The following is a 21,342-nucleotide window of genomic DNA, read 5'->3' as shown; positions in this document are numbered from 1 at the left end:
CACCCGCGATCAAGCACATCACATGCTACTTCGACGTCATTTCGCCCTATGCCTTTTTGGCTTTTGAGCGTCTTCCAGAAGCGCTGAAGGGTGTGAGCTACAGCGTGGCGTACACGCCGGTGCTGTTCGCGGGCATGCTCAAGCACTATGGCCAGCTGGGCCCTGCGGAGATTGCCCCCAAACGCGACTGGACCTACCGGCAGGTGTTGTGGCTGGCGCACAGCCTGGGTATCGCGATGAAGATGCCGGCCAGCCACCCCTTCAACCCATTGCCCTTGCTGCGCCTGGCTGTGGCCTGCGGCCCCGAGGGGCAGGGCGGCACGCCCAACCGCTATGCATGCGAAACCATCTTTCGCCATGTCTGGGGAGAAGGCGGTGAAGCCGGCGATGCGGCCCGCTACGAAGCGCTGGTCAAGCAGCTTGCGCCGGTGCGCGATGTGCAGGGCGAGGGCGTGAAGGCGCAGCTCAAAAGCAATACGGAAGCGGCGATTGCCAAAGGCGTTTTTGGCGTGCCGGCGTTTGAAGTCGACGGCAAAATTTTCTGGGGGCTGGATGCGTTGCCGATGCTCCGCGAGTACCTGCTCGGCAGCCCCTGGTTTGATGGTGATGGCTGGAATGCCGCGTGTAAGGTTGCGACGGGCATTCGACGCGGGACCTAAGAAGGTTTTAAGCGTTTTCCCTGAGGTGCTTCGCATCCTGAAAAGTTCTTCAAGGGTTTCCCCTTGACTTGTCAGCCACGCATAAGTTTCGTGAAAGCTCCTGTTAGTTTCACGTCAGAGCTAGGTCAGGCACAACCCAAATAATGAAGGTAGCTTCCATACCGGAAGTCTCATTATTTTGGAGACAACATCATGGCAACAGCCGTCGACAACAGGCCGATGACAGCCGAGCAGAAGAAGGTGATTTTCGCCTCCTCGCTCGGCACCGTATTTGAGTGGTACGACTTCTACCTCTACGGTTCATTGGCAGCCATTATTGCCAAGCAGTTCTTCAGCGGACTGGATGCAGGTTCTGCCTTCATCTTTGCGCTGCTCGCTTTTGCCGCCGGCTTCATCGTGCGCCCCTTCGGCGCGCTGGTGTTCGGCCGCCTGGGCGACATGATCGGCCGCAAGTACACCTTCCTGGTCACCATCGTGATCATGGGCTTGTCGACCTTCATCGTGGGCCTTTTGCCCAACTATGCATCCATCGGTGTCGCCGCCCCGGTGATCCTGATTGCCCTGCGCATGCTGCAAGGCCTGGCGCTCGGCGGTGAATACGGCGGTGCAGCTGTCTATGTGGCCGAGCACTCGCCACAGGGCAAGCGCGGCGCCTACACCTCCTGGATCCAGACCACAGCCACGCTGGGCCTGTTCCTGAGCCTGCTGGTCATCCTGGGTGTGCGTACCGCCATGGGCGAAGTCGCATTCGCCGACTGGGGCTGGCGCATTCCGTTCATCGTGTCCATCCTGCTGCTGGCCGTGTCGGTCTACATCCGGTTGTCGATGAACGAATCCCCTGCTTTCCAGAAAATGAAGGCTGAGGGCAAGACCTCCAAGGCTCCGTTGTCCGAATCTTTCGGCCAGTGGAAAAACCTGAAGATCGTGATCCTGGCGCTGATCGGCCTGACCGCCGGCCAGGCCGTGGTCTGGTACTCCGGCCAGTTCTACGCGCTGTTCTTCCTGACACAGGCGCTCAAGGTCGACGGCCCCACGGCCAACATCCTGGTGGCTTATTCGCTGATCCTGGGTACGCCTTTCTTCGTGATCTTCGGAACGCTGTCCGACAAGATCGGCCGCAAGCCCATCATCATGGCCGGCTGCCTGCTGGCTGTGGTTACCTACTTCCCCGTGTTCACTGCGCTGACCAAAGCCGCCAACCCTGACCTGGCCGCGGCACAAGCCAAGAACAAGGTGGTTGTGACTGCCGACCCGAATGAGTGCTCGTTCCAGTTCAACCCGACCGGCACTGTCAAGTTCACCAGCTCGTGCGACATCGCCAAGCAGGTTCTGGCAGGCGCTTCGGTGAGCTATGACAACGTCGCCGCACCCGCCGGCACCGTGGCCACCATCAAGATTGGCGAAACCGCCATCCCCAGCTACACCGCCAAGGGCCTGAGCGCCGACGACGCCAAGAAGAAAGATGCCGAGTTCAAGAAAGCGGTCGCGGACGACCTGAAGGCTGCCGGCTACCCCGCGAAGGCAGACCCTGCCAAGGTTGACAAGGTCATGGTCACGGCCATCCTGTTCTATCTGGTGCTGCTGGTGACCATGGTGTACGGCCCGATCGCTGCCATGCTGGTGGAGCTGTTCCCGACCCGCATCCGCTACACCTCGATGAGCCTGCCGTACCACATCGGTAACGGCTGGTTCGGCGGCCTGCTGCCCACCACGGCTTTTGCCATCGTGGCCCAGACCGGCAACATGTACAACGGCCTCTGGTACCCGATCATCATCGCCGGCATGACGCTGGTGGTGGGCACCTTGTTCATCAAGGAAACCAAGGACGTGGATATTTACGCCAACGACTGATGGGTATTTGCGCCGGTGCGGGCCAGAAGCCCGCACCGGCCTCTTCAGGCTGAAGAGCCTTGTGTTTTTTACGGGCCCTCGTCATCCATTTGCCGGGGGCTTTTTTTTGGGAGAAAGAAAGATGTGGAAACTTGTTGTGGGGTTTATCGTGATTGCCGGACTGGCATTATTTCTGTTGAACAAGGGTGGTGATATTGATCTGGGCGGTGAAAAGCATGGTGCTTCGCGGCTGGCTGTACCTGTTGTTATCGCTGCTCTGGAAGCGCGTACGAATGGTTGAGTGAAGCGGTCAGGCTGACGGCGCGTGGCGCTTTCGCAGGCAGGACAGTGCCGCGACCATGCCCGAAACAGGTGCGTTGCAGGTAAAAATGAGGTAAATTGAATTAACAGAGACAAAACAAGCCATTACAGCGTCTCTGAATATCAAGCACCGCATGGTGGCGCCCTCGCGCATTTACTGGAGACCAGCCGATGATTTACACCAAGACGGAAGCCGGCCAGACCGCCGTACAGAACCGAACCGTCGCATTGACCCCCCGGCAGCGCTCTGCCTTCATCATGTTTGACGGCAAACGCAGCCTGGAGGATGTGGTCAAGGCCACCTCGGGGTTCGGCGTAACCGCAGAAGACATCAACCATCTGATTTCGCTGGGCCTGCTGGCGCCGCTCGCGGTGCAGCCGCCTGATGAGCCGGTTCCGGAGGTGTCGGCCCAAAACGCAGACGGCAGTCCCACCCTGAATGCGCAAGAGCATTATTCAAGGGCCTACCCCATCGCCACGCGGCTGACGGCCGCCCTCGGCCTTCGGGGTTTCCGCCTGAACCTTGCGGTGGAAGCCGCAGGCGACATCGACAAGCTCAAGGAGCTGGCACCCAAGATCAAGGAAGCTGTTGGCCCCGAGAAGTTCAAGGAACTCGAAAGCGCGCTTTACGGCTGAGCAAACCGTACGGCTTGGCGCCGCAGGTTTGCGAATTCGCAAGCAGGGGCCGCGATCCGGCTATGCCGGGCGCAAGGCGCCTGTCCCCCTGGAGGGGGAGGTGACGCGACACGAAGTGAGCGCCGGCAGGGGGGATTCTCTTCCCAAGCAGGGGCCGCGATCCGGCTAAGCCGGGCGCAAGGCGCCTGTCCCCCTGGGGGGAGGTGACGCTACACGAAGTGAGCGTCGGCAGGGGGGATTCTCTTCCCAAGCAGGGGCCGCGATCCGGCTAAGCCGGGCGCAAGGCGCCTGTCCCCCTGGGGGGAGGTGACGCTACACGGAGTGAGCGTCGGCAGGGGGGATTCTCTTCCCAAGCAGGGGCCGCGATCCGGCTACGCCGGGCGCAAGGCGCCTGTCCCCCTGGGGGGAGGTGACGCTACACGAAGTGAGCGTCGGCAGGGGGGTGCTATTTACCTCTTGAATTTTCCGTCGGTGCCGATGATGGACAGATCGGCAAAGTCCAGCCCGGTATGGTCCTCGGGGCTGTAGCTCACCTCAAGCCCGCCGATATCCAGCTTGCGCATGCCTTCCAGTGCGGCCTGGATTTTCTCGCGCGTGGGTTTGGCGCCGGCCCGGCGCAAGCTCTCCACCAACACCTTGGCAGCGGCAAAACCTTCCAGCATCGCGGGGCTCACGTCGGCTTGCCCCTTGGCCTTGGACAGCTCCTGCGCCTCCTTCACCATGGGGAAGGCGATGGAGCGCTCGTACGGAAACACCTGCGTGACGATCACGCCGCGGGCGTTGTCGCCCAGGCTTTTCACAAAGCCGCCCGAGGCATTGTTCGAAAGCGTCACGATCTGCGCGGTGGAGCCGCCCGCGCGGAAGGCCTTGATGCCGTCGACCACGGCCTGCCCTGAGGCCACCATGATGACGGCCTGCGCATTGGACTGGTAAACCTTGGGTGCGATCGGCGCGAAGTCGGGTTTGGAGCGGTCGAATTTTTCCAGTACAGCGGGCTGCAGCTTGGCAGTCGCCAGCCCTTTTTGCGCGCCCATCACGCCGTCAGCGCCGAAGCTGTCGTCGGCATACACGATGCCGATACGCGTGATGCCCATGGAATGCAGGTGGGTGACCGCTTTCTCGGCTTCACGCTGGTAGGTGGCGCGTACGTTGAACACATATTTTTTGACGGGCTGGTGCAGCACCATGGCGCCGGTGGAGGGGCCGATCAGCGGCACGCCGTTCTTGTCGAGCAGCGGGATGATGGCTTCGGTGTGCGGTGTACCGCGGGTGAGGAACATGGCCAGCACGTTTTGTTCTTCGATCAGCTTGCGTGCGTTTTCGACTGCCAGCTTGGGATCGAACTTGTCGTCGAGCGACACCAGCTCAATTTTTTGCCCGCCCACACCGCCCTTGGCATTGACGGCGTCGATGTAGAGCTTGGCGCCTTCCGTGGTTTCCTTGACGCCGGCGCCCACGGGGCCGGTGAACCCTGCGGTTTGCCCGACAAGGAGTTGTGCATGGCTGGCCTGGGCCACGGCCACCATCGCGATGGCGGCGCACCATCGGCTGAGTTTGTTCATGTTGTTCACAGTGTTTCCATCCGGGGTGAAATGATGTAACCATAAGTGAACCATGAAAGCGCAAAAAATGCGATCAGGAAAACCAGAAGCCGCCCTGATTGACGTAGTTGAAAGTGTGCAAAAAGGACATTAATCCCTACATCCTGCACAGCCGGTTGCCCTGTCTAGAATGTTTGACCTCTTCAGGAAAGACCGCACTCATGTCCCAGGGAACCATCCGCATTCGCGGCGCGCGCCAGCACAACCTCAAAAACCTCGATCTGGATATCCGCACCGGTGAAATGACGGTAGTTACAGGCCCCAGCGGCTCGGGAAAGTCGTCCCTGGTGTTCGACACGCTGTTCGCCGAAGGCCAGCGCCGTTATGTGGAAACCTTCTCGGCCTACGCGCGGCAGTTCCTGGACCGCATGGACAAGCCGGCCGTCGACAAGGTGGAAGGCGTGCCGCCCGCCATCGCCATCGACCAGACCAACCCGGTGCGCAGCTCGCGCTCCACCGTGGGCACCATGACGGAGCTCAACGACCACCTGAAGCTGCTCTACGCGCGCGCCGCGCAGCTCTTTGACAAACAGACCGCGCGGAACGTACGCCACGACACGCCTGAATCGATTTATGCCGAATTGATGGCGCGCACGAAGGAGGGCGACCCGCGCGTGGTGTTGACCTTCCCGGTCGAGCTGCCCGGCAACACCAGCGCCGAGCAGGTCGAGCAGTGGCTCTCTGTCAGCGGCTTCACGCGCGTGCACGCCCAGCGCGACGTGGCCACGCCGGCCGGCCCGCACAAGCTGCTCGACGTGGTGGCCGACCGTTTTCGCACCCATGCGGTGGAAAAAGCCCGTGTGATGGAAGCTATCGAGACGGCGTTGAAGCGTGGCGGGCGACTGAACATCTACGTACAACACGCAGAGGATGGTCAACCGGATGTGATGTGGCGCTTTTCGACGGGCCTGCATTGCCCCGACAGCGACCTGCGCTACACCAACCCCACGCCCTCGCTGTTCTCCTTTAATTCCGCCATGGGCGCCTGCGAAACCTGCCGCGGTTTTGGCCGCGTCATCGGCGTCGACTACGGCCTGGTAATTCCCAACGACAAGCTCACCCTGCGCGCCGGCGCCATCAAGACCATCCAGACCCCCGCCTGGAAAGAAGCGCAGGACGACCTGCTGCGCCACGCCGAGGCCGCGGGCATCCCGCGCGACACGCCCTGGTACAAGCTCACGCCGGCGCAACAGGGATGGGTTATCAACGGCATGCCGGGCTACAAGGACGGCAACTGGAACAAGCAGTGGTACGGCATCAAGCGTTTCTTCGAATACCTCGAAAGCAAGGCTTACAAGATGCATATTCGTGTGCTGCTGTCCAAGTACCGCAGCTACACGCAATGCGAGACCTGCGGCGGTGCACGCCTCAAACTCGAGTCTTTGCTCTGGCGCCTGGGCTCGAAGGAAGCCGCCGACGCGGTCTTGCCGCCCAGCCAGCGTTTCATGCCCGTGGGTGTGCACTGGAGCCGCGAGCAGCTCGAAGCCCTGCCGGGCCTGGCGCTGCACGACCTGATGCGCCTGCCGATCGACAGGCTGCGGCAGTTCTTCAGCGGCCTGTCGCTCGACGTGATGGGCGACGATGCCGAGTTGCAGGCGCTCAAGTCCCTGTTCGAAGAAATCCAGACCCGCGTCAAATACCTGTGTGACGTCGGCATCGGCTACCTCACGCTCGACCGGCAAAGCCGCACGCTCTCGGGCGGCGAGGTGCAGCGTATCAACCTCACCACCGCCCTCGGCACCTCGCTGGTCAACACGCTGTTTGTGCTGGATGAGCCCTCCATTGGCCTGCATCCGCGCGACATGAACCGCATCACCCAGGCCATGCACCGCCTGCGTGACGCCGGCAACACGCTGGTGGTGGTCGAGCACGACCCGGCCGTCATGCTGGCAGCCGACCGCCTGATCGACATGGGCCCCGGCCCGGGCGAGAAGGGCGGCCAGATCGTGTTTGACGGCACGCCTGACGACATCAAACATGCCGACACGCTGACCGGCGCCTACCTCGGCTCACGCAAGCAGGTGGGCATGGGCTTCAAGCGCGCGGTGACCGACAACACCCCGCGCCTCATCCTCGAAGGCGCGCGCGACCACAACCTGAAGAACCTGACCGTCGACTTTCCGCTGCAGCGCCTGGTCTGCGTTACCGGCGTCAGCGGCTCGGGCAAGTCCACGCTGATGCAGGACATCCTCGCGCCCGCGCTGCTGCGCCAGTTCGGCAAGGCGACCGAAACGCCAGGCCTGCATGACCGCCTCATGGGCGCCGACCACCTGACCGACGTGGTGTTTGTCGACCAGTCGCCCATCGGCAAAACGGCGCGCTCCAACCCCGCTAGCTATGTGGGGGCGTGGGACGCGGTGCGTGACCTCTTCGCGCTGGCGCCTTTGGCCAAACAACGCAGCTACACCGCCACCAAGTTCAGCTTCAACAACGGTGACGGGCGTTGCCCGACCTGCGGCGGCTCGGGCTTTGAGCATGTCGAGATGCAGTTTTTGAGCGACGTTTACTTGCGCTGCCCCGACTGCGACGGCAAGCGTTACCGCGCCGAGATCCTGGAAGTGACGATTGAACGCAAGGCGATGGGCGACGTCAAGCCGCGCCTGCTCAATGTGTCTGACGTGCTGGACCTCACGGTCAGCGAGGCGATTGCCCTCTTTGCGCAAGACCGCGAAGTGGTGCGCGCGCTGCAGCCCATCGTCGATGTCGGCCTTGAATACGTGAAGCTGGGCCAGCCCGTGCCCACGCTTTCGGGCGGTGAGGCGCAGCGCCTCAAGCTCGCGGGCTTTCTGGCCAATGCCAGCAAGACGGCGAGCGCCAGCAAACAGGCGCTGGCGCTCAGGCAGCCGGGCCGCGGCACGCTGTTTTTGTTCGACGAGCCGACCACCGGCCTGCACTTTGACGACATCGCCAAGCTGATGCGCGCGTTGCGCAAGCTCCTCGAAGCCGGGCATTCGCTGATCGTCATCGAGCACAACCTCGACGTGATCCGTTCGGCCGACTGGCTGATTGACCTGGGCCCCGAAGGCGGGGAGGCCGGCGGCCTGCTGGTGGCCCAAGGCACACCCGAAGAGGTGCGCCAGCACCCGACCTCACACACCGCGCTGGCGCTGCGCGAGTACGAGCAGGCCATGGGCAAGGTGCACGGCGTGGAAGAGTCGCGCCCCAAGGTCTGGGCCACACGTCCGGCTTTCTCCAACCTGATCCAGATCGTCAACGCGAAAGAGAACAACCTCAAGAGCCTGTCGGTCGATATTCCGCGCGGCAAGTTCAATGTGGTGACGGGCGTGTCGGGCTCGGGCAAGTCCACGCTGGCCTTTGACATCCTGTTCAACGAAGGGCAGCGGCGCTACCTCGAATCACTGAACGCCTATGCGCGCAGCATCGTGCAGCCGGCCGGCCGGCCAGAGGTCGATGCGGTCTACGGCATTCCGCCCACTGTGGCGATCGAGCAGCGCCTCTCGCGCGGCGGCCGCAAGTCCACCGTGGGCACGACCACCGAGGTCTGGCATTTCCTGCGCCTCCTGTATGTGAAGCTGGGCATCCAGCATTGCACCAAAGACGGCGCGGCCGTGATGCCGCAAAGCCCCGAAAGCATCGCCGCACAGCTGATCAAAACCTACCGCGGCCAGCACATCGGCTTGCTGGCCCCGCTGGTGATTGCGCGCAAAGGCGTCTACACCGAGCTGGCCGATTGGGCACGCCCGCGCGGCTACACGCACCTGCGCATCGACGGTGAGTTCTTGCCGACCACCGGTTTTCCGCGCATTGACCGATTCAAGGAGCACACGGTTGAGTTGCCGATTGCCGACATCCATGTGTCGCCCGACAACGAGGCCGCATTGCGCGCTGCGCTGGCAACCGCGCTGGAGCACGGCAAGGGCGTTGTCCATGTGCTGGCCCCGCTTGATGGTTTGCGCGGCGCGATGATGGCTGGCGCCAGCGCCAAAAACATCGGCAAGCTCATCGCCTTTTCCACCAAGCGTGCCTGCCCGATTTGCGCCACCTCATATGCCGAGCTCGACCCGCGCCTCTTCAGCTACAACAGCAAACACGGCTGGTGCCCCGACTGCGTGGGCACGGGCGTCAAGCTCACCAAAGAGCAGCGCAAGGTGTTTGACGACTCGGTGATGGACGACGACAACAAGGGCCGCGAGCAAAGTTTTGCCGAACCCGAAGTGGAAGACGTCGCCGGCACCGCCTGCCCGACCTGCGAAGGCACGCGGCTCAACGCCAAGGCCCGCGCGGTGAAGTTTGCGGGCGTCGGCATTGCCGACATCGCGGCACTGTCCGTGACAGATGTGCGGGGCTGGGTCGAAAAACTCGAACTGCTGGGCCGTGAGGCCGGCATCGCGCGCGACCTGATTCCAGAGATCAAGAGCCGGCTTGAATTCCTCGAGGATGTGGGCCTGGGCTACCTCACGCTGGACCGCGGCGCGCCCACGCTCTCGGGCGGCGAGGCGCAGCGCATTCGCCTGGCGGCGCAACTCGGCTCCAACTTGCAGGGCGTTTGCTATGTGCTGGACGAGCCGACGATTGGCTTGCACCCGCGTGACAACCAGATTTTGCTGAGCGCGCTGGGCAAGCTCAGCGACCGAGGCAACACGCTGGTGGTGGTCGAGCATGACGAAGACACGATTCGCCGCGCCGACAACATCATCGACATCGGCCCCGGCGCGGGCAAGCGCGGCGGCACGCTGGTCGCGCAAGGCACGGCGGCGCAGCTGTCGGCCGTGCCGGAGTCGCTCACGGGCCGCTACCTTGCCAACCCGCTTATTCACCCGCTACAGATCCGGCGCGAAACACGCAAGGGCGTGGCACCCCTGGCCGTGGTGAAAGAGGTGCCCGTTGATGTGAACGCCAAACCCGTGAGCAAGCAGAGGGCGGCCACGCAGAAAGCTGCGGCGCTCAAGGCCGCTGCGGCCAGCGCCAGCGCGCTGCATAACGCAGCGCCGGCGGCAGCCGGGCCTTTCACCTCCTGGCTCACCGTGGTCAATGCCGACCTGCACAACCTCAAGGATGTGTCGGTCACCGTGCCGCTGTACCGCCTGGTGGCGGTGACGGGTGTATCGGGCTCCGGAAAATCAACGTTGGCGCGCGATGTGCTGCTGACCAATGTGCATGCGGGTGTCATGCAGCGCTCCACCAAATCTGGACGCGACGCCGACGACAAGGGCAAGACGCCCGACTGGACCGGCTGCGAACGCATCGAAGGCTATGCGGCGGTAGACCGCGTGCTCGAAGTCGACCAGACGCCCATCGGCAAGACGCCGCGCTCCTGCCCCGCCACTTACATCGGCTTCTGGGACACGATACGCAAGCTCTTTGCCGACACGCTGGAAGCCCGCGCGCGCGGCTACGGCGCCGGGCGCTTTTCGTTCAACACCGGCGAAGGCCGCTGCCCCACCTGCGAAGGCGCGGGCGTGCGCACCATCGGCATGAGTTTCTTGCCCGACGTGAAGGTGCTGTGCGAAACCTGCCATGGTGCGCGCTTCAACCCCGAAACGCAGGCCGTGACCTGGCGCGGCAAAAACATCGGCGACGTGCTGAAGATGGAAGTCGACGAAGCGGTGGATTTCTTCTCTTCCATGCCCAACATCAGCCACCCGCTGCAGTTGCTCAAAGACGTGGGCCTGGGCTACCTCACGCTGGGCCAGCCGTCGCCGACGCTCTCGGGCGGCGAGGCGCAGCGCATCAAGCTGGTGACCGAACTCAGCAAGGTGCGCGACGACATCACGCGCCGCGGCCAGAAGGCGCCGCACACGCTCTACGTGCTGGACGAGCCAACGGTGGGCCTGCACATGGCCGACGTGGAAAAGCTGATCCACGTGCTGCACCGCCTTGTCAACGGCGGCCACAGCGTGGTGGTGATCGAACACGACCTGGACGTGATCGCCGAAGCCGACTGGGTGATCGACCTGGGGCCGGACGGCGGCAACGCGGGTGGGCGTGTGGTGGCTTCGGCTCCGCCCGAGGCTGTCGTCAAGCTGGGCACGCACACCGGGAAGGCCTTGAGCAGCGTATTAAACAGATAGCACCCCCGTCGGATGCTCGCTTCGCGTAGCACCTTCCCCCCTCGAGGGGGCGGCGCCTGCGGCCTGGCGAAGCCAGTTCCGCGGCCCCTGCTGGCAGAGATGGAGTCAACGCTGCGGCAGGCTTTTGCTATTGAATTGATAGCTGCTTGCGCTCGTCCTGCATGGTTGAAACGTTTAAAACGCTTTAAGATTTGGCTGACACCGACGTGACAGCCTTTCAGGTGTTGCCCTGATGCGGTGACGGCTTGCGGCACGCATGATATGGTCTTCACGCCCGCCACACCTTCAGGATCAGGAGACCCCCCGATGCAACGCCGCCCTTTACTGCAGATCACCGCCGCCCTGGCCATTTCACTCGCCGGCGCGTGGGGCGCGGTCCATGCGCAAAATTTCCCGGTCAAACCGATCAAGCTGATCATCGCCTTCCCGGCGGGCGGGCCCACCGACATCACCATGCGTTCGCTGGCCGACAACGCCTCGAAGATTCTGGGGCAGACGGTGATCATTGAGAACAAGCCTGGCGCGGGCGGCACCCTGCCGGCGCAGCAACTGCAAAGCGCGCAGGCCGACGGCTACACGCTGGCGCAAATTCCGCTGGGCGTGTTTCGTCTTGGTTACACCACCAAGATCAACTGGGACCCGGTCAAGGACATCAGCTACGTGATCAATGTGACAGGCTACGCCTTCGGCATCGTGGTGCCTGCCGACAGCCCTTTCAAGACCTGGGCCGACTTTGTCGCCTATGCCAAGGCCAACCCCGGCAAGCTGACCTACGGCTCGACGGGCACACTCACCAGCCCGCACCTGACGACCGAGCTCATCGCGCAAAAAGCGGGCATCACTTTGCAGCACGTGCCCTACAAAGGCAGCGCCGACCTGATGCTGGCGCTGGTCAGCGGCCAGCTGATGGCAGGCGCCGACAGCACCGGTTTTGCGCCGCAGGTGGAAGCCGGCAAGCTGCGCGTGCTCAATACCTGGGGCGAGAAGCGGCTCGATAAATTCCCGAATGCACCCACCCTGAAAGAGCTGGGCTATGACATCGTGCAGAACTCGCCCTTCGGCATAGGCGCGCCCAAAGGCACGCCGCCCGAAGTGGTGAAGCGCCTGCACGACGCGTTCAAGAAAGCGATGGAAGAACCCAGCTACGTCACGGCGCTGGGCCGCTACGACATGCTGCCCAACTACCTGAGCTCGGCGGACTACACGAAGTTTGCGCAGGACACAGTTGGGCGCGAAAAAGTGCTGATAGACAAGCTTGGGTTAGCTAAGCCCAACTGAAGATTGGTACACCCCTATCGAGGCTCACTGCGTGTAGCCTCTTTTCCCCTCGCAGGGGACGAGGCTTGCGGCCCGGCAAAGCCGGTTCCGCGGCCTCCTGGGTTTCTTCGGGTCTATTTGCTGACCGGGCTTGCCAAGACAAATAGCTCGTCGGCGAGCTGGTCAGCCAATGCGGGCTCGACGCCGGCGCCAAAAATCAAACGGTAAATGATGGGGGCCATCATGTGGTCCAGCACCTGTTGCACGGTGGGTGTGGCGTCGCCGCGAGCCTGGGCGCGTTTGACCAGAACCGTGGCTTCGTTGCGGCGGTTTTTCAGGCAGTTGGTTTCTTCTGATCCCGCCAGCGCGGCCGCGGCCTTCAGCAGCGAGGCATTGCCTGGCTTGTTGAGGTGGTTGATCAGTTCCTTGGCCCAGGCCGTGAGTTCGGCTTTCAGGTCGCCCGTCTCAGGCAAGGGGCGGTTCGGGTCCAGCCGCTGCTGGGCGGTTTCGCCGAGCAGGCCGTTCACGTCGCCCCAGCGCCGGTAAATGCTGGAGGCACTCACGCCTGCGCGCTCGGCGACGGCCGGCACAGTGACCTTGTCGCGGCCCTCCTGGGCAATCAATTCTTCCAGCGCCTTGCGCACCACGGTTTGCACCTGGGCGCTGCGTCCGCCGGGGCGTTTGTTCTGGGGTGTTTGGGGGGTGCTCATCAGGGCGAATTCTAGCCTAAAAGCAACGATGTTTGCGTTAATTTTTAAACAGGTATAGAATTTACAAACGCGAATAAATTAGCTTTAAGAAGGTTGAGCGTTTCCCATGACTACCCCTGCTGCTCCCGTCGAGCCCTCATTGCAACCATCCCGCCTGACGGCGGCCCGCTGGCAACTGCCGCCTGCAGCTGCCTTCCCCCTGCTGGCGATCCTGTTGTTCGCGTTCTTCGTGGCGGGCAGCGCCCCATCGCCGCTCTTTGTCGTGTTCCAACAGCAGTGGGGCTTTTCGCCCGCGCTGCTGACGGTGGCGTTTGCGATTTACGCGATTGCGCTGCTGGCCTCGCTGCTGGTGGCGGGCTCGCTGTCTGACCACATAGGCCGCCGGCCTGTGGTGTTTACCGCCTTGCTGCTGCAGGCGAGTGCGATGCTCACCTTTTTGCTGGCCGAAAGCATCAATGGCATCATTGCCGCGCGCATCGTGCAGGGCATTGCCACCGGCATGGTCAGCGGCGCACTGACGGCGGCGGTGGTGGAGGCCGCCCCGGCTGCGCAAAAGCGCCTGGGCGCGATGATCGGCAGCGTCTCGCCGCTGGCGGGGCTGGCCGTGGGCGCGCTGCTCACCGGCATTGCCGTCAAGTTTGCTTTGCACCCGGTGCCGCTGGTGTTTGGCGTGCTGGCAGCGATTTGCGTCGTGGGTGCGGTGGCCACACTCTTTCTGCCCGAAAGCGCCACGCCACGCCCCGGCGCGCTGGCTTCGCTGGTGCCGCGCATTTCAATCCCGGTGCAGGCGCGCGGCGAATTTGTGCGCGGTGTGCCGACGATGCTGGCGGTGTGGTCGCTCGCAGGGCTGTACCTGTCGCTGGTGCCTTCCATGCTGCAGCAAATCTTTGGCATCCATGACGGCATCGTCAATGGCCTGGCCATTGCCACCTTCTTCGGTCTGGGCGCCGCGTCGCCAACTTTGCTGAAAAAACTGTCGCCGGTGCGCATGAGCGCCGTCGGCATGAGCTTGCTGGCCGTGGGCGCCGGCCTGGTGGCTGTGTCGCTGGCCACGCGCTCTGTGGCGCTGTTTTTTGCCGGCACGGCGCTGGCCGGTTTTGGCGGCGGCTCGGCGTTTTCGGCGCAGGTGCAGACCCTCGCGCCACTGGCGCAGCCGCATCAGCGGGCGGAGCTGTTTGCCGCGCTGTATGCCACCAGCTATCTGGCCTTTAGCGTGCCGGCCATGTTGGCAGGCCGTTTGATTGCGCCGCTGGGCTTGCCGGCTACGGTAGAGGGCTACGCCGCGCTGGTGCTGGCCGTGGCGGCCCTCGGCGCCTGGTTGCGCTGGAGCTCAGTGCGCCGCCAATGTAGCTAACCCCTGCTGACGCTCACTTCGTGTAGCGTCCCCTCCCCTTCAGGGGACGGTGCCTGCGGCCGGGCAAAGCCCGATCCGCGGCACCCGCTGAGTTAACGCGGGGCAGGCACGGTTGTTAATCCAGCAGAGCGCGTGCAACCTCAGTAAAACCTGCACCGCGCTCACCCCGCGTCACATAGCGTGGCAAGTGCGCCAGCTGCGGCACAAAGCGCGCGATGTTGGCCACGCCCACGCTGTTGGCAAAGGTCTTGAACATTAATTGGTCGTTGGTCGAATCGCCCACATAGACCCATTGGTCCATCTCGGCGTCCAGGTCGCGCTGCCAGAGCTGGCGGACGATCCAGCGCGCGCCTTCGAGCTTGTTGTGGCTGCCATACCAGCCGTTGATGTGGATGCTGCTGACGGTGGCGTGCATGCCCTCGCTTTTCATCAGCGCCACCACTGCGGCGATTTGCGCATCGCTCAATTGCACAAACTCACTGTGATCGATGGCGATGTCGGTTTCGCGGCCCGGTGAGTCGGTCGCGCGGGTCACGCCCGGCAGCTCGCGCTCGATGCGCGCCAGCACGGCTTGCATGCGGCTGAAGTTGGCGCTGCGTGTGGCCGCGTCCTGCTGGTAGATCTTGGCCAGCGGCCGCGGCGGGGGGCTTTTGGCGTCCGGCAGGAGGGCCACGGCGCCGTTCTCGGCCACGATGGCATCCACAGGCCAGCGCGCCGCGAAAGGCTCACTCCAGCCAACCGGCCTACCGGTGATCGCCACGATCCTGAAACCAGCGGCTTTCAATTTACCCAAAGCTTCCAGCGCATCGGGCGTGATCTCGCCCTCGGTGGTCAGTGTGTCGTCGATGTCGGTAAAGAGGCCGGTGACGGCTTTTCGTTGCGCGGTGGGCCAGCGGGAGAGTTCTTGCATGGTGAAATTTTCGCATGCTGGGCAAGTCCGGACGGCTTGGGTACAATCAACACCTTCCTGAGGAGCGTTGCAAGCCACATCACGTGGACCAGGCTCAGGACTTCATTGCAACCACGCTCACCCGCATGTGCTCTCAAGCCGGGTGAATGACTGAATTCTCCCTTCCCCTGAAAGCCATGCCCGTGGCGATTTTGCCCAGTTGACGTTTGATATTTGGAGAACCGTATGAGCGCCGTCCTGAAACCTTCCACCGACTACATCATTGCCGATATTTCGCTTGCCGCCTGGGGCCGCAAGGAACTGAACATCGCGCAAACTGAAATGCCCGGCCTGATGGCCATCCGCGAAGAATTCGCGAAGGTGCAGCCGCTCAAGGGCGCGCGCATCACCGGTTCGCTGCACATGACGATCCAGACCGGCGTGCTGATCGAAACCCTGCAGGCCCTGGGCGCTGAAGTGCGCTGGGCTTCGTGCAACATCTTCTCGACGCAGGACCACGCCGCCGCCGCGATTGCCGCCGCCGGCACGCCGGTGTTCGCCATCAAGGGCGAAACCCTGGCCGACTACTGGGACTACACGCACAAGATCTTCGAATTCAGCGGTGCCAAGGGCACGCCTGAAGAAGGCCCCAACATGATCCTGGACGACGGCGGCGACGCGACGCTGCTGATGCACCTGGGCACCAAGGCCGAGAAAGATGCCAGCCTCATTTCCAAGCCCGGCAGCGAAGAAGAGATCTGCCTCTTCAACTCGATCAAGGCCAAGCTGGCGCAAGACCCGACCTGGTACAGCCGCCGCCTGAAAAACATCATCGGCGTGACCGAAGAAACCACCACCGGCGTGCTGCGTTTGAATGAAATGTCGGCCAAGGGCACGCTGGCTCTCCGTGCCATCAACGTGAACGATTCCGTCACCAAGAGCAAGTTCGACAACCTGTACGGCTGCCGCGAATCGCTGGTCGACGCCATCAAGCGCGCCACCGACGTGATGGTCGCCGGCAAGGTCGCACTCGTGGCCGGCTACGGCGACGTGGGCAAGGGCTCGGCCCAGGCCCTGCGCGCCCTGAGCGCCCAGGTGTGGGTGACCGAGATTGACCCCATCAACGCCTTGCAGGCCGCGATGGAAGGCTACAAGGTCGTGACCATGGAATACGCCGCCGACAAGGCCGACATTTTTGTGTCCGCCACCGGCAACAAGAACGTCATTACCTATGACCACATGGCGAAGATGAAAGACCAGGCCATCGTCTGCAACATCGGCCACTTCGACAACGAGATCGACGTTGCCTCGCTCGAAAAATGCACCTGGGAAGAGATCAAGCCGCAAGTCGATCACGTGATCTTCCCGGACGGCAAGCGCATCATCCTGCTGGCCAAGGGCCGCCTGGTCAACCTCGGCTGCGGCACCGGCCACCCGAGCTTCGTGATGTCTTCGAGCTTTGCCAACCAGACCATCGCGCAAATCGAACTGTTCACCAAGAAGGACGCGTACGAAGTGGGCAAGGTTTATGTGCTGCCCAAACACCTCGATGAAAAGGTCGCGCGCTTGCACCTGAAGAAGGTTGGCGCTGTGCTGACCGAGTTGAGCGACGAGCAGGCCGCGTACATCGGTGTCTCCAAGGCCGGCCCTTACAAGGCTAATACGTACCGCTACTGATTTTTCCTGGCTACTGCGCGACCCGATAGCGACGTTGCGGGTCCCGATCAGGCAATCCTCATGCACCTCAAGTGCATTCCGGTTGCCTGACGCCCGCGCCTTGCCCTCGGGCCGCTCGCTACGCCCTTAAGGCTTTTGCTGGAATACCGGAAGACATTACATGCGCGCTGACCTATTCCTCGTCGAACACGGCCATGCCGCCACCCGCTCGCAGGCCCAGCGCCTGATCGCTTCGGGGGTGCAGTGGCGTCCTGAAGCCGATGCGGCCTGGAAGAAGGTCGCCAAGAACGGCGACGAGATTCCGCCCGGCGCCGAACTGCAGCTGCTGGACACCACCGAAGCCAGGTACATCTCGCGCGGTGGGCTCAAGCTCGAAGGCGCGCTGAAAGCTACCGGCCTGAAGGTGGATGGTTTGCGCTGCCTTGACGTGGGGCAGTCCACCGGCGGCTTTACCGACTGCCTGCTGCAGCACGGCGCCGTGCAGGTGGTGGGTGTGGATGTGGGCCACGGCCAGCTGCATGCCAGCCTGCGCGATGACCCGCGTGTGGTGTGCGTCGAGGGCCTGAACGCCCGTTCCATGACCGCCGCCGACCTGGTGGCCGGCCATGCAGGCGACAGCGGCGACATGGATTTTCCGGATGACTTCGATGGCGATGAGGATGACGCTGACCTGGATGAAGCGGGCCCAGCCTCAGAAGCCAACTTCGACTTCCTGACCGGTGATTTGTCCTTCATCTCGCTCACGCTGGTGTTGCCCGCGGTGGTTCGCCTGCTTAAACCCGGCGGCGACCTGCTCATGCTGGTCAAGCCGCAGTTTGAATTGCAGCCCGGCCAGATCGGCAAGGGCGGCATCGTGCGCGACCCGGCGCATTTCGAGTTTGTCGAAAAGCGCTTGCGCGATGCCTGCGCAGCGCTGGGGCTGGAAGTGAAAGCCTGGCTGGCGTCGCCGATTGAAGGCGGCGACGGCAACCGCGAATTTTTTATCCAGGCCGTCAAGGGCCAGGATGTGGCGGGCGAAGACCAGCCGTTGCCGGCCGCACCGCAGCGCAAGGTTGCCAAGCGCGTGCCACGCAGCGAAATGCGCGCCTCCCGCGCGCCGCACGAAGACTCCGAACTCGCGCATGCCGGCCAGCCCGGCCCCGCGCGTGGCAAGCGGCGCGACAACAAAACCGATACGACAAATAACGACGAGTGAGATCCGTGATGAGCCTGAACCTTCCCCTCAGTTTTGAATTTTTCCCGCCCAAGACACCCGAAGGCGCCGAGAAGCTGCGCGTGGCGCGCCGGGCCTTGTATGCGCACAAGCCCGAGTTCTGCTCGGTGACGTTTGGCGCGGGCGGTTCCACACAAGACGGCACCTTTGGCACGGTGAACGAAATCCTGGCCGAAGGCGTGGCGGCGGCCTGCCATTTCTCGTGCGTGGGCGCCACCAAGGCCACCGTGCGCCAGCAGCTCACCACCTTGCAGATCATGGGCGTGAAGCGCCTGGTCGCCCTGCGCGGCGACCTGCCCAGCGGCTACGGCGCGGGCGGCGAGTTTCATTACGCCAGCGACCTGGTGGCCTTCATCCGCGCCGAAACCGGCGACGCTTTCCACATCGAAGTGGCCGCCTACCCGGAGATTCATCCCCAGGCCAGGTCGGCCGATGCCGACCTGCAGGCCTTTGTGCAAAAGGTCAAGGCCGGCGCCAACTCCGCCATCACGCAGTATTTTTTCAACGCCGACGCCTACTACCGTTTTGTCGATGACGCGCAGGCCCTGGGTGTGGACGTGCCCATCGTGCCGGGCATCATGCCCATCATCAGCTCTACGCAACTTATGCGCTTTTCCGATGCCTGCGGTGCCGAGATTCCACGCTGGATCCGCTTGCGCCTGCAGGGCTTTGGCGACGACACCGCGTCCATCAAGAGCTTCGGCCTGGACGTGATCACCGGCCTGTGCGAGCAGCTCTACGCTGCAGGCGTGCCCGGCATTCATTTCTACACGATGAACCAGGCCGCAGCGACGACCGAAATCATCGGGCGACTGCAGCGCGCCTGAGGCTACACGCCATGCAGCAGGGTGCCCGCCGGTCTGCCGTCACCCTCAGCGCTGCGGTGCTGCTGGCCTTGCTGGCCGCGTGCGCCACGCCGCCACCAAACAAACCCTCCACCGCGCCGGGCGCTGGTGCTGCTGCACCGGCGCCGCGTCCTTCACGTCCCGTCACCGATGCATCACCCGCGACCGGTGAGATGGCCGACGAGGTGCCGCCTTCTGCCGCTGCACCCAGGCCGTCGCTGCTGGCCGGCGAAGTGCCCCGCGAATTCCAGCGCGGCCAGGCTTCCTGGTACGGCCCGCGTTTTAACGGCCGGCGCACCGCCAGTGGGGAACGCTTTGACATGCAGGAGTTCACCGCTGCGCACCGCACGCTGCCTTTTGGCACCATGGTGCGTGTCCACAGCCTGGTCAACGGACGTGATGTGGACGTCCGCATCACCGACCGCGGACCCTACAGCGGCAACCGCATCATCGACCTGAGCCGCGCCGCGGCGGAAGAGCTCGGCATGCTGGGCATGGGGCTGAAGGAAGTCGTGTTGCTGGTGCCCGAGTCCACACCGGAGGTCGCGACGACACCCGCGCCTGCGACCCGGAAGCGCCCGCCTGCAAGGCGGCGCCCAGCGGCGCCGCGTACGCCGCGCTGAATCGCCTCGCTGACCGAGGCGCGCTCGCTTAGTTCACAAAAGTCACATCGTCCCTGGGCTGCGGCGGGATCTTGATGGCCAATGCCTTGACGGGCCCGCTGGTCACCAAGGTGCCGCCGTGTGCCGTGCCCTTGGGAATGATGATCAGCGTGCCCGGCTTGAACTCCTTGCGCTCGCCGCCCAGCCACATGGCACCGCTGCCTTCGATGATGTACTGGATCTCGTCGGTTTTCGGGTGAATGTGTTTGGCCACATTGCCGGACTGAATGCCGATGGTGGCGTTGTCGGTGATGACCAGCCCCTTCGCATTCATTTCGGGATTCGGTGTGCCGGGAATGTCGCTGTGCTTGAGCGCCGCCAGGTCAATCATCGCCGGCGCCAGGGGCACGGCCTGCGCATGCGCATCGGGCAGGGCGTGCTGGGCCAGCGGCGACAGCGCAATCCCGGCCACAAAAGCCAGGGTGACGGAAAAGCCGAGGACGGTGGTGGTATGGCGCATGGAATCCTTTTTTGGGGTGTTGTGTAAGGGCGGGCCAGTATGCCCATGTTGCGACGGCCTTGCCAATAGCGCTGACCCGACCCGGCAACCGGCCTTTTCGCTTCGACGCAAATCCTGTCGCCACAGCCCTGAGTTGCTTGCTGTTTTTGCTATCTATTTAATAGCTGCTTGCGCTCGTCCTCATTGGGTTGAAGGCGGTTTTTCCACAATAAATAGCCTTAAAACTGCCCGAGAAACAGCATCAAGTTGCCGTGAACGCTTCGGGAACTGCTTTTGATGCTGTTCTGAGGCTTTTTCAGGCATGAAAGGGGCCTCCAGCCCAGTAGGGACGGGCGCAAACCGCTATGAATTTAATAGCAAATTGATGGGTCACTTGATGACAGCGTTGCCAGCACCGACCGGTGTGGGGTCAGGTCAACGCACGACAGGCTTCACCCAGCTGCACACAGGGTCAATCCAGCCGCCAGCGCAAATCGTTTCAATTTATTAGAATTTCAGTAATTCCTGAAAATTCAATAAACCAAAGAGGCCCCGGCGCCATGAACCTTGCCCCCCTGACCCAGCGATTTGTCCTCCATTTCGGTGAAATGGGCAGCCGTTGGGGCATTAACCGGACCGTGGGGCAGATTTATGCCTTGCTGTACGTCTCGCCGCGAGCCTTGAATGCCGACGAAATCGGCGAGGCGCTGGCATTTTCGCGGTCCAACGTCAGCATGGGGCTGAAGGAATTGCAGTCGTGGAACCTGGTGCGGCTGCAGCACCTGCCGAACGACAGGCGCGAGTATTTCAGCGCGCCGGAAGACGTCTGGGCCATCTTCCGGACACTGGCCGAAGAGCGCCGCAAGCGCGAGATTGACCCGACGCTTTCAATGTTGCGCGATGCGCTGATGGAACACCCGGCCAACCAGGATGACATCCATGCCCAGGCGCGCATGAAGCAGATGCACGATTTGATCGAGCTGATGACGGGCTGGCTGGCCGACGTGCAGAAGATGGACTCGGCCACGCTGATGAGCCTGATGAAGATGGGCGCCAAGGTGCAGAAACTGCTGGAGGTGAAGGACAAGGTCGCCAGCAGCATGAAGGCCGGTTTGACAGGCCGCACCGCATCCAGCAAAGTGGCGGCGAAGCCTTCCGGCGAGCTTCCCGGCCCCGCAGCGCCCGCTGCCAACCTTCCCGACGAAAACAGGAGTTGA

At 63.1% G+C, this 21,342-nt stretch carries 17 protein-coding genes and 1 riboswitch; of the genes, 12 read left to right on the top strand and 5 right to left on the bottom strand.

Translation table 11 applies throughout. The features are described from left to right. Positions 1 to 8: 8 nt before the first annotated feature. The 4 genes from AC1D11_RS18795 (at position 9) to AC1D11_RS18780 (ending at position 3,446) form a co-directional block, all read left to right on the top strand. Positions 9 to 659 carry a 2-hydroxychromene-2-carboxylate isomerase gene (locus AC1D11_RS18795; protein WP_477648229.1) on the top strand — a complete coding sequence of 217 codons (651 nt, stop codon included), beginning with the start codon at positions 9 to 11 and terminating at the stop codon, positions 657 to 659. A 192-nt stretch (positions 660 to 851) separates the two neighbouring features. After that, the gene (locus AC1D11_RS18790; RefSeq protein ID WP_477648215.1) at positions 852 to 2,510 is read left to right on the top strand and encodes an MFS transporter; all 1,659 of its coding nucleotides are present in this window, start codon (positions 852 to 854) and stop codon (positions 2,508 to 2,510) included. 121 nt (positions 2,511 to 2,631) lie between these two features. Then, positions 2,632 to 2,790 carry a hypothetical protein gene (locus tag AC1D11_RS18785; protein WP_477648214.1) on the top strand — a complete coding sequence of 53 codons (159 nt, stop codon included), beginning with the start codon at positions 2,632 to 2,634 and terminating at the stop codon, positions 2,788 to 2,790. A 191-nt stretch (positions 2,791 to 2,981) separates the two neighbouring features. Further along, positions 2,982 to 3,446 carry a hypothetical protein gene (locus AC1D11_RS18780; protein WP_477648213.1) on the top strand — a complete coding sequence of 155 codons (465 nt, stop codon included), beginning with the start codon at positions 2,982 to 2,984 and terminating at the stop codon, positions 3,444 to 3,446. Positions 3,447 to 3,895: 449 nt separating this feature from the next. Here the strand turns inward: AC1D11_RS18780 and AC1D11_RS18775 are convergent, their stop codons facing one another. Beyond that, positions 3,896 to 5,008 carry an ABC transporter substrate-binding protein gene (locus AC1D11_RS18775; protein WP_477648212.1) on the bottom strand — a complete coding sequence of 371 codons (1,113 nt, stop codon included), beginning with the start codon at positions 5,006 to 5,008 and terminating at the stop codon, positions 3,896 to 3,898. 200 nt (positions 5,009 to 5,208) lie between these two features. Here AC1D11_RS18775 and uvrA point away from each other — a divergent pair, with 200 nt between their 5' ends. After that, positions 5,209 to 11,079, top strand: a complete 5,871-nt coding sequence (uvrA, locus tag AC1D11_RS18770) for an excinuclease ABC subunit UvrA (RefSeq protein ID WP_477648211.1) — start codon at positions 5,209 to 5,211, stop codon at positions 11,077 to 11,079. A gap of 306 nt (positions 11,080 to 11,385) precedes the next feature. Then, on the top strand, positions 11,386 to 12,357 hold the full coding sequence (locus AC1D11_RS18765; RefSeq protein WP_477648210.1) for a Bug family tripartite tricarboxylate transporter substrate binding protein: 972 nt from the start codon (positions 11,386 to 11,388) through the stop codon (positions 12,355 to 12,357). Between the two features lie 113 nt (positions 12,358 to 12,470). Here the strand turns inward: AC1D11_RS18765 and AC1D11_RS18760 are convergent, their stop codons facing one another. Then, positions 12,471 to 13,046 carry a TetR/AcrR family transcriptional regulator gene (locus tag AC1D11_RS18760; protein WP_477648209.1) on the bottom strand — a complete coding sequence of 192 codons (576 nt, stop codon included), beginning with the start codon at positions 13,044 to 13,046 and terminating at the stop codon, positions 12,471 to 12,473. 106 nt (positions 13,047 to 13,152) lie between these two features. On the opposite strand from AC1D11_RS18760, the gene AC1D11_RS18755 reads away from it, so the two are divergent. After that, positions 13,153 to 14,400, top strand: a complete 1,248-nt coding sequence (locus AC1D11_RS18755; protein WP_477648208.1) for an MFS transporter — start codon at positions 13,153 to 13,155, stop codon at positions 14,398 to 14,400. Between the two features lie 115 nt (positions 14,401 to 14,515). Here AC1D11_RS18755 and AC1D11_RS18750 read toward each other — a convergent pair whose 3' ends face one another. Beyond that, positions 14,516 to 15,310, bottom strand: coding sequence for an HAD family hydrolase (locus AC1D11_RS18750; protein WP_477648207.1), 795 nt, complete (start codon positions 15,308 to 15,310; stop codon positions 14,516 to 14,518). A gap of 53 nt (positions 15,311 to 15,363) precedes the next feature. After that, positions 15,364 to 15,436, top strand: a riboswitch (S-adenosyl-L-homocysteine riboswitch). Positions 15,437 to 15,535: 99 nt separating this feature from the next. Here AC1D11_RS18750 and ahcY point away from each other — a divergent pair. The 4 genes from ahcY (at position 15,536) to AC1D11_RS18730 (ending at position 19,647) form a co-directional block, all read left to right on the top strand. Next, positions 15,536 to 16,966, top strand: coding sequence for an adenosylhomocysteinase (gene ahcY, locus AC1D11_RS18745; protein WP_477648206.1), 1,431 nt, complete (start codon positions 15,536 to 15,538; stop codon positions 16,964 to 16,966). Positions 16,967 to 17,126: 160 nt separating this feature from the next. Then, positions 17,127 to 18,161, top strand: a complete 1,035-nt coding sequence (locus tag AC1D11_RS18740) for a TlyA family RNA methyltransferase (protein WP_477648205.1) — start codon at positions 17,127 to 17,129, stop codon at positions 18,159 to 18,161. A gap of 8 nt (positions 18,162 to 18,169) precedes the next feature. Next, on the top strand, positions 18,170 to 19,006 hold the full coding sequence (metF, locus tag AC1D11_RS18735) for a methylenetetrahydrofolate reductase [NAD(P)H] (RefSeq protein WP_477648204.1): 837 nt from the start codon (positions 18,170 to 18,172) through the stop codon (positions 19,004 to 19,006). 11 nt (positions 19,007 to 19,017) lie between these two features. Continuing rightward, on the top strand, positions 19,018 to 19,647 hold the full coding sequence (locus AC1D11_RS18730) for a septal ring lytic transglycosylase RlpA family protein (protein ID WP_477648203.1): 630 nt from the start codon (positions 19,018 to 19,020) through the stop codon (positions 19,645 to 19,647). A gap of 28 nt (positions 19,648 to 19,675) precedes the next feature. On the opposite strand, the gene AC1D11_RS18725 is transcribed toward AC1D11_RS18730, so the two are convergent. Both AC1D11_RS18725 and AC1D11_RS18720 read right to left on the bottom strand, forming a co-directional pair. After that, positions 19,676 to 20,146, bottom strand: a complete 471-nt coding sequence (locus AC1D11_RS18725; protein ID WP_477648202.1) for a cupin domain-containing protein — start codon at positions 20,144 to 20,146, stop codon at positions 19,676 to 19,678. 180 nt (positions 20,147 to 20,326) lie between these two features. Next, on the bottom strand, positions 20,327 to 20,449 hold the full coding sequence (locus AC1D11_RS18720) for a hypothetical protein (protein ID WP_477648201.1): 123 nt from the start codon (positions 20,447 to 20,449) through the stop codon (positions 20,327 to 20,329). 236 nt (positions 20,450 to 20,685) lie between these two features. Here AC1D11_RS18720 and AC1D11_RS18715 point away from each other — a divergent pair, with 236 nt between their 5' ends. After that, on the top strand, positions 20,686 to 21,342 hold the full coding sequence (locus AC1D11_RS18715) for a GbsR/MarR family transcriptional regulator (protein ID WP_477651344.1): 657 nt from the start codon (positions 20,686 to 20,688) through the stop codon (positions 21,340 to 21,342).

This window comes from Polaromonas sp. P1_E11, from assembly GCF_056405995.1.
This window is presented reverse-complemented; position numbering and strand designations above follow the sequence as displayed.

What these genes read in the sequence shown, in the direction of transcription:
- AC1D11_RS18755 (WP_477648208.1), top strand. Translation starts at nt 13,153, where the DNA reads ATGACTACCCCTGCTGCTCCCGTCGAGCCCTCATTGCAACCATCCCGC.
- AC1D11_RS18730 (WP_477648203.1), top strand. Translation starts at nt 19,018, where the DNA reads ATGCAGCAGGGTGCCCGCCGGTCTGCCGTCACCCTCAGCGCTGCGGTG.
- metF (WP_477648204.1), top strand. Translation starts at nt 18,170, where the DNA reads ATGAGCCTGAACCTTCCCCTCAGTTTTGAATTTTTCCCGCCCAAGACA.
- AC1D11_RS18785 (WP_477648214.1), top strand. Translation starts at nt 2,632, where the DNA reads ATGTGGAAACTTGTTGTGGGGTTTATCGTGATTGCCGGACTGGCATTA.
- AC1D11_RS18790 (WP_477648215.1), top strand. Translation starts at nt 852, where the DNA reads ATGGCAACAGCCGTCGACAACAGGCCGATGACAGCCGAGCAGAAGAAG.
- AC1D11_RS18775 (WP_477648212.1), bottom strand. Translation starts at nt 5,008, where the DNA reads ATGAACAAACTCAGCCGATGGTGCGCCGCCATCGCGATGGTGGCCGTG.
- AC1D11_RS18715 (WP_477651344.1), top strand. Translation starts at nt 20,686, where the DNA reads ATGAACCTTGCCCCCCTGACCCAGCGATTTGTCCTCCATTTCGGTGAA.
- AC1D11_RS18760 (WP_477648209.1), bottom strand. Translation starts at nt 13,046, where the DNA reads ATGAGCACCCCCCAAACACCCCAGAACAAACGCCCCGGCGGACGCAGC.
- uvrA (WP_477648211.1), top strand. Translation starts at nt 5,209, where the DNA reads ATGTCCCAGGGAACCATCCGCATTCGCGGCGCGCGCCAGCACAACCTC.
- AC1D11_RS18740 (WP_477648205.1), top strand. Translation starts at nt 17,127, where the DNA reads ATGCGCGCTGACCTATTCCTCGTCGAACACGGCCATGCCGCCACCCGC.
- AC1D11_RS18780 (WP_477648213.1), top strand. Translation starts at nt 2,982, where the DNA reads ATGATTTACACCAAGACGGAAGCCGGCCAGACCGCCGTACAGAACCGA.
- AC1D11_RS18750 (WP_477648207.1), bottom strand. Translation starts at nt 15,310, where the DNA reads ATGCAAGAACTCTCCCGCTGGCCCACCGCGCAACGAAAAGCCGTCACC.
- ahcY (WP_477648206.1), top strand. Translation starts at nt 15,536, where the DNA reads ATGAGCGCCGTCCTGAAACCTTCCACCGACTACATCATTGCCGATATT.
- AC1D11_RS18720 (WP_477648201.1), bottom strand. Translation starts at nt 20,449, where the DNA reads ATGCCTGAAAAAGCCTCAGAACAGCATCAAAAGCAGTTCCCGAAGCGT.
- AC1D11_RS18765 (WP_477648210.1), top strand. Translation starts at nt 11,386, where the DNA reads ATGCAACGCCGCCCTTTACTGCAGATCACCGCCGCCCTGGCCATTTCA.
- AC1D11_RS18725 (WP_477648202.1), bottom strand. Translation starts at nt 20,146, where the DNA reads ATGCGCCATACCACCACCGTCCTCGGCTTTTCCGTCACCCTGGCTTTT.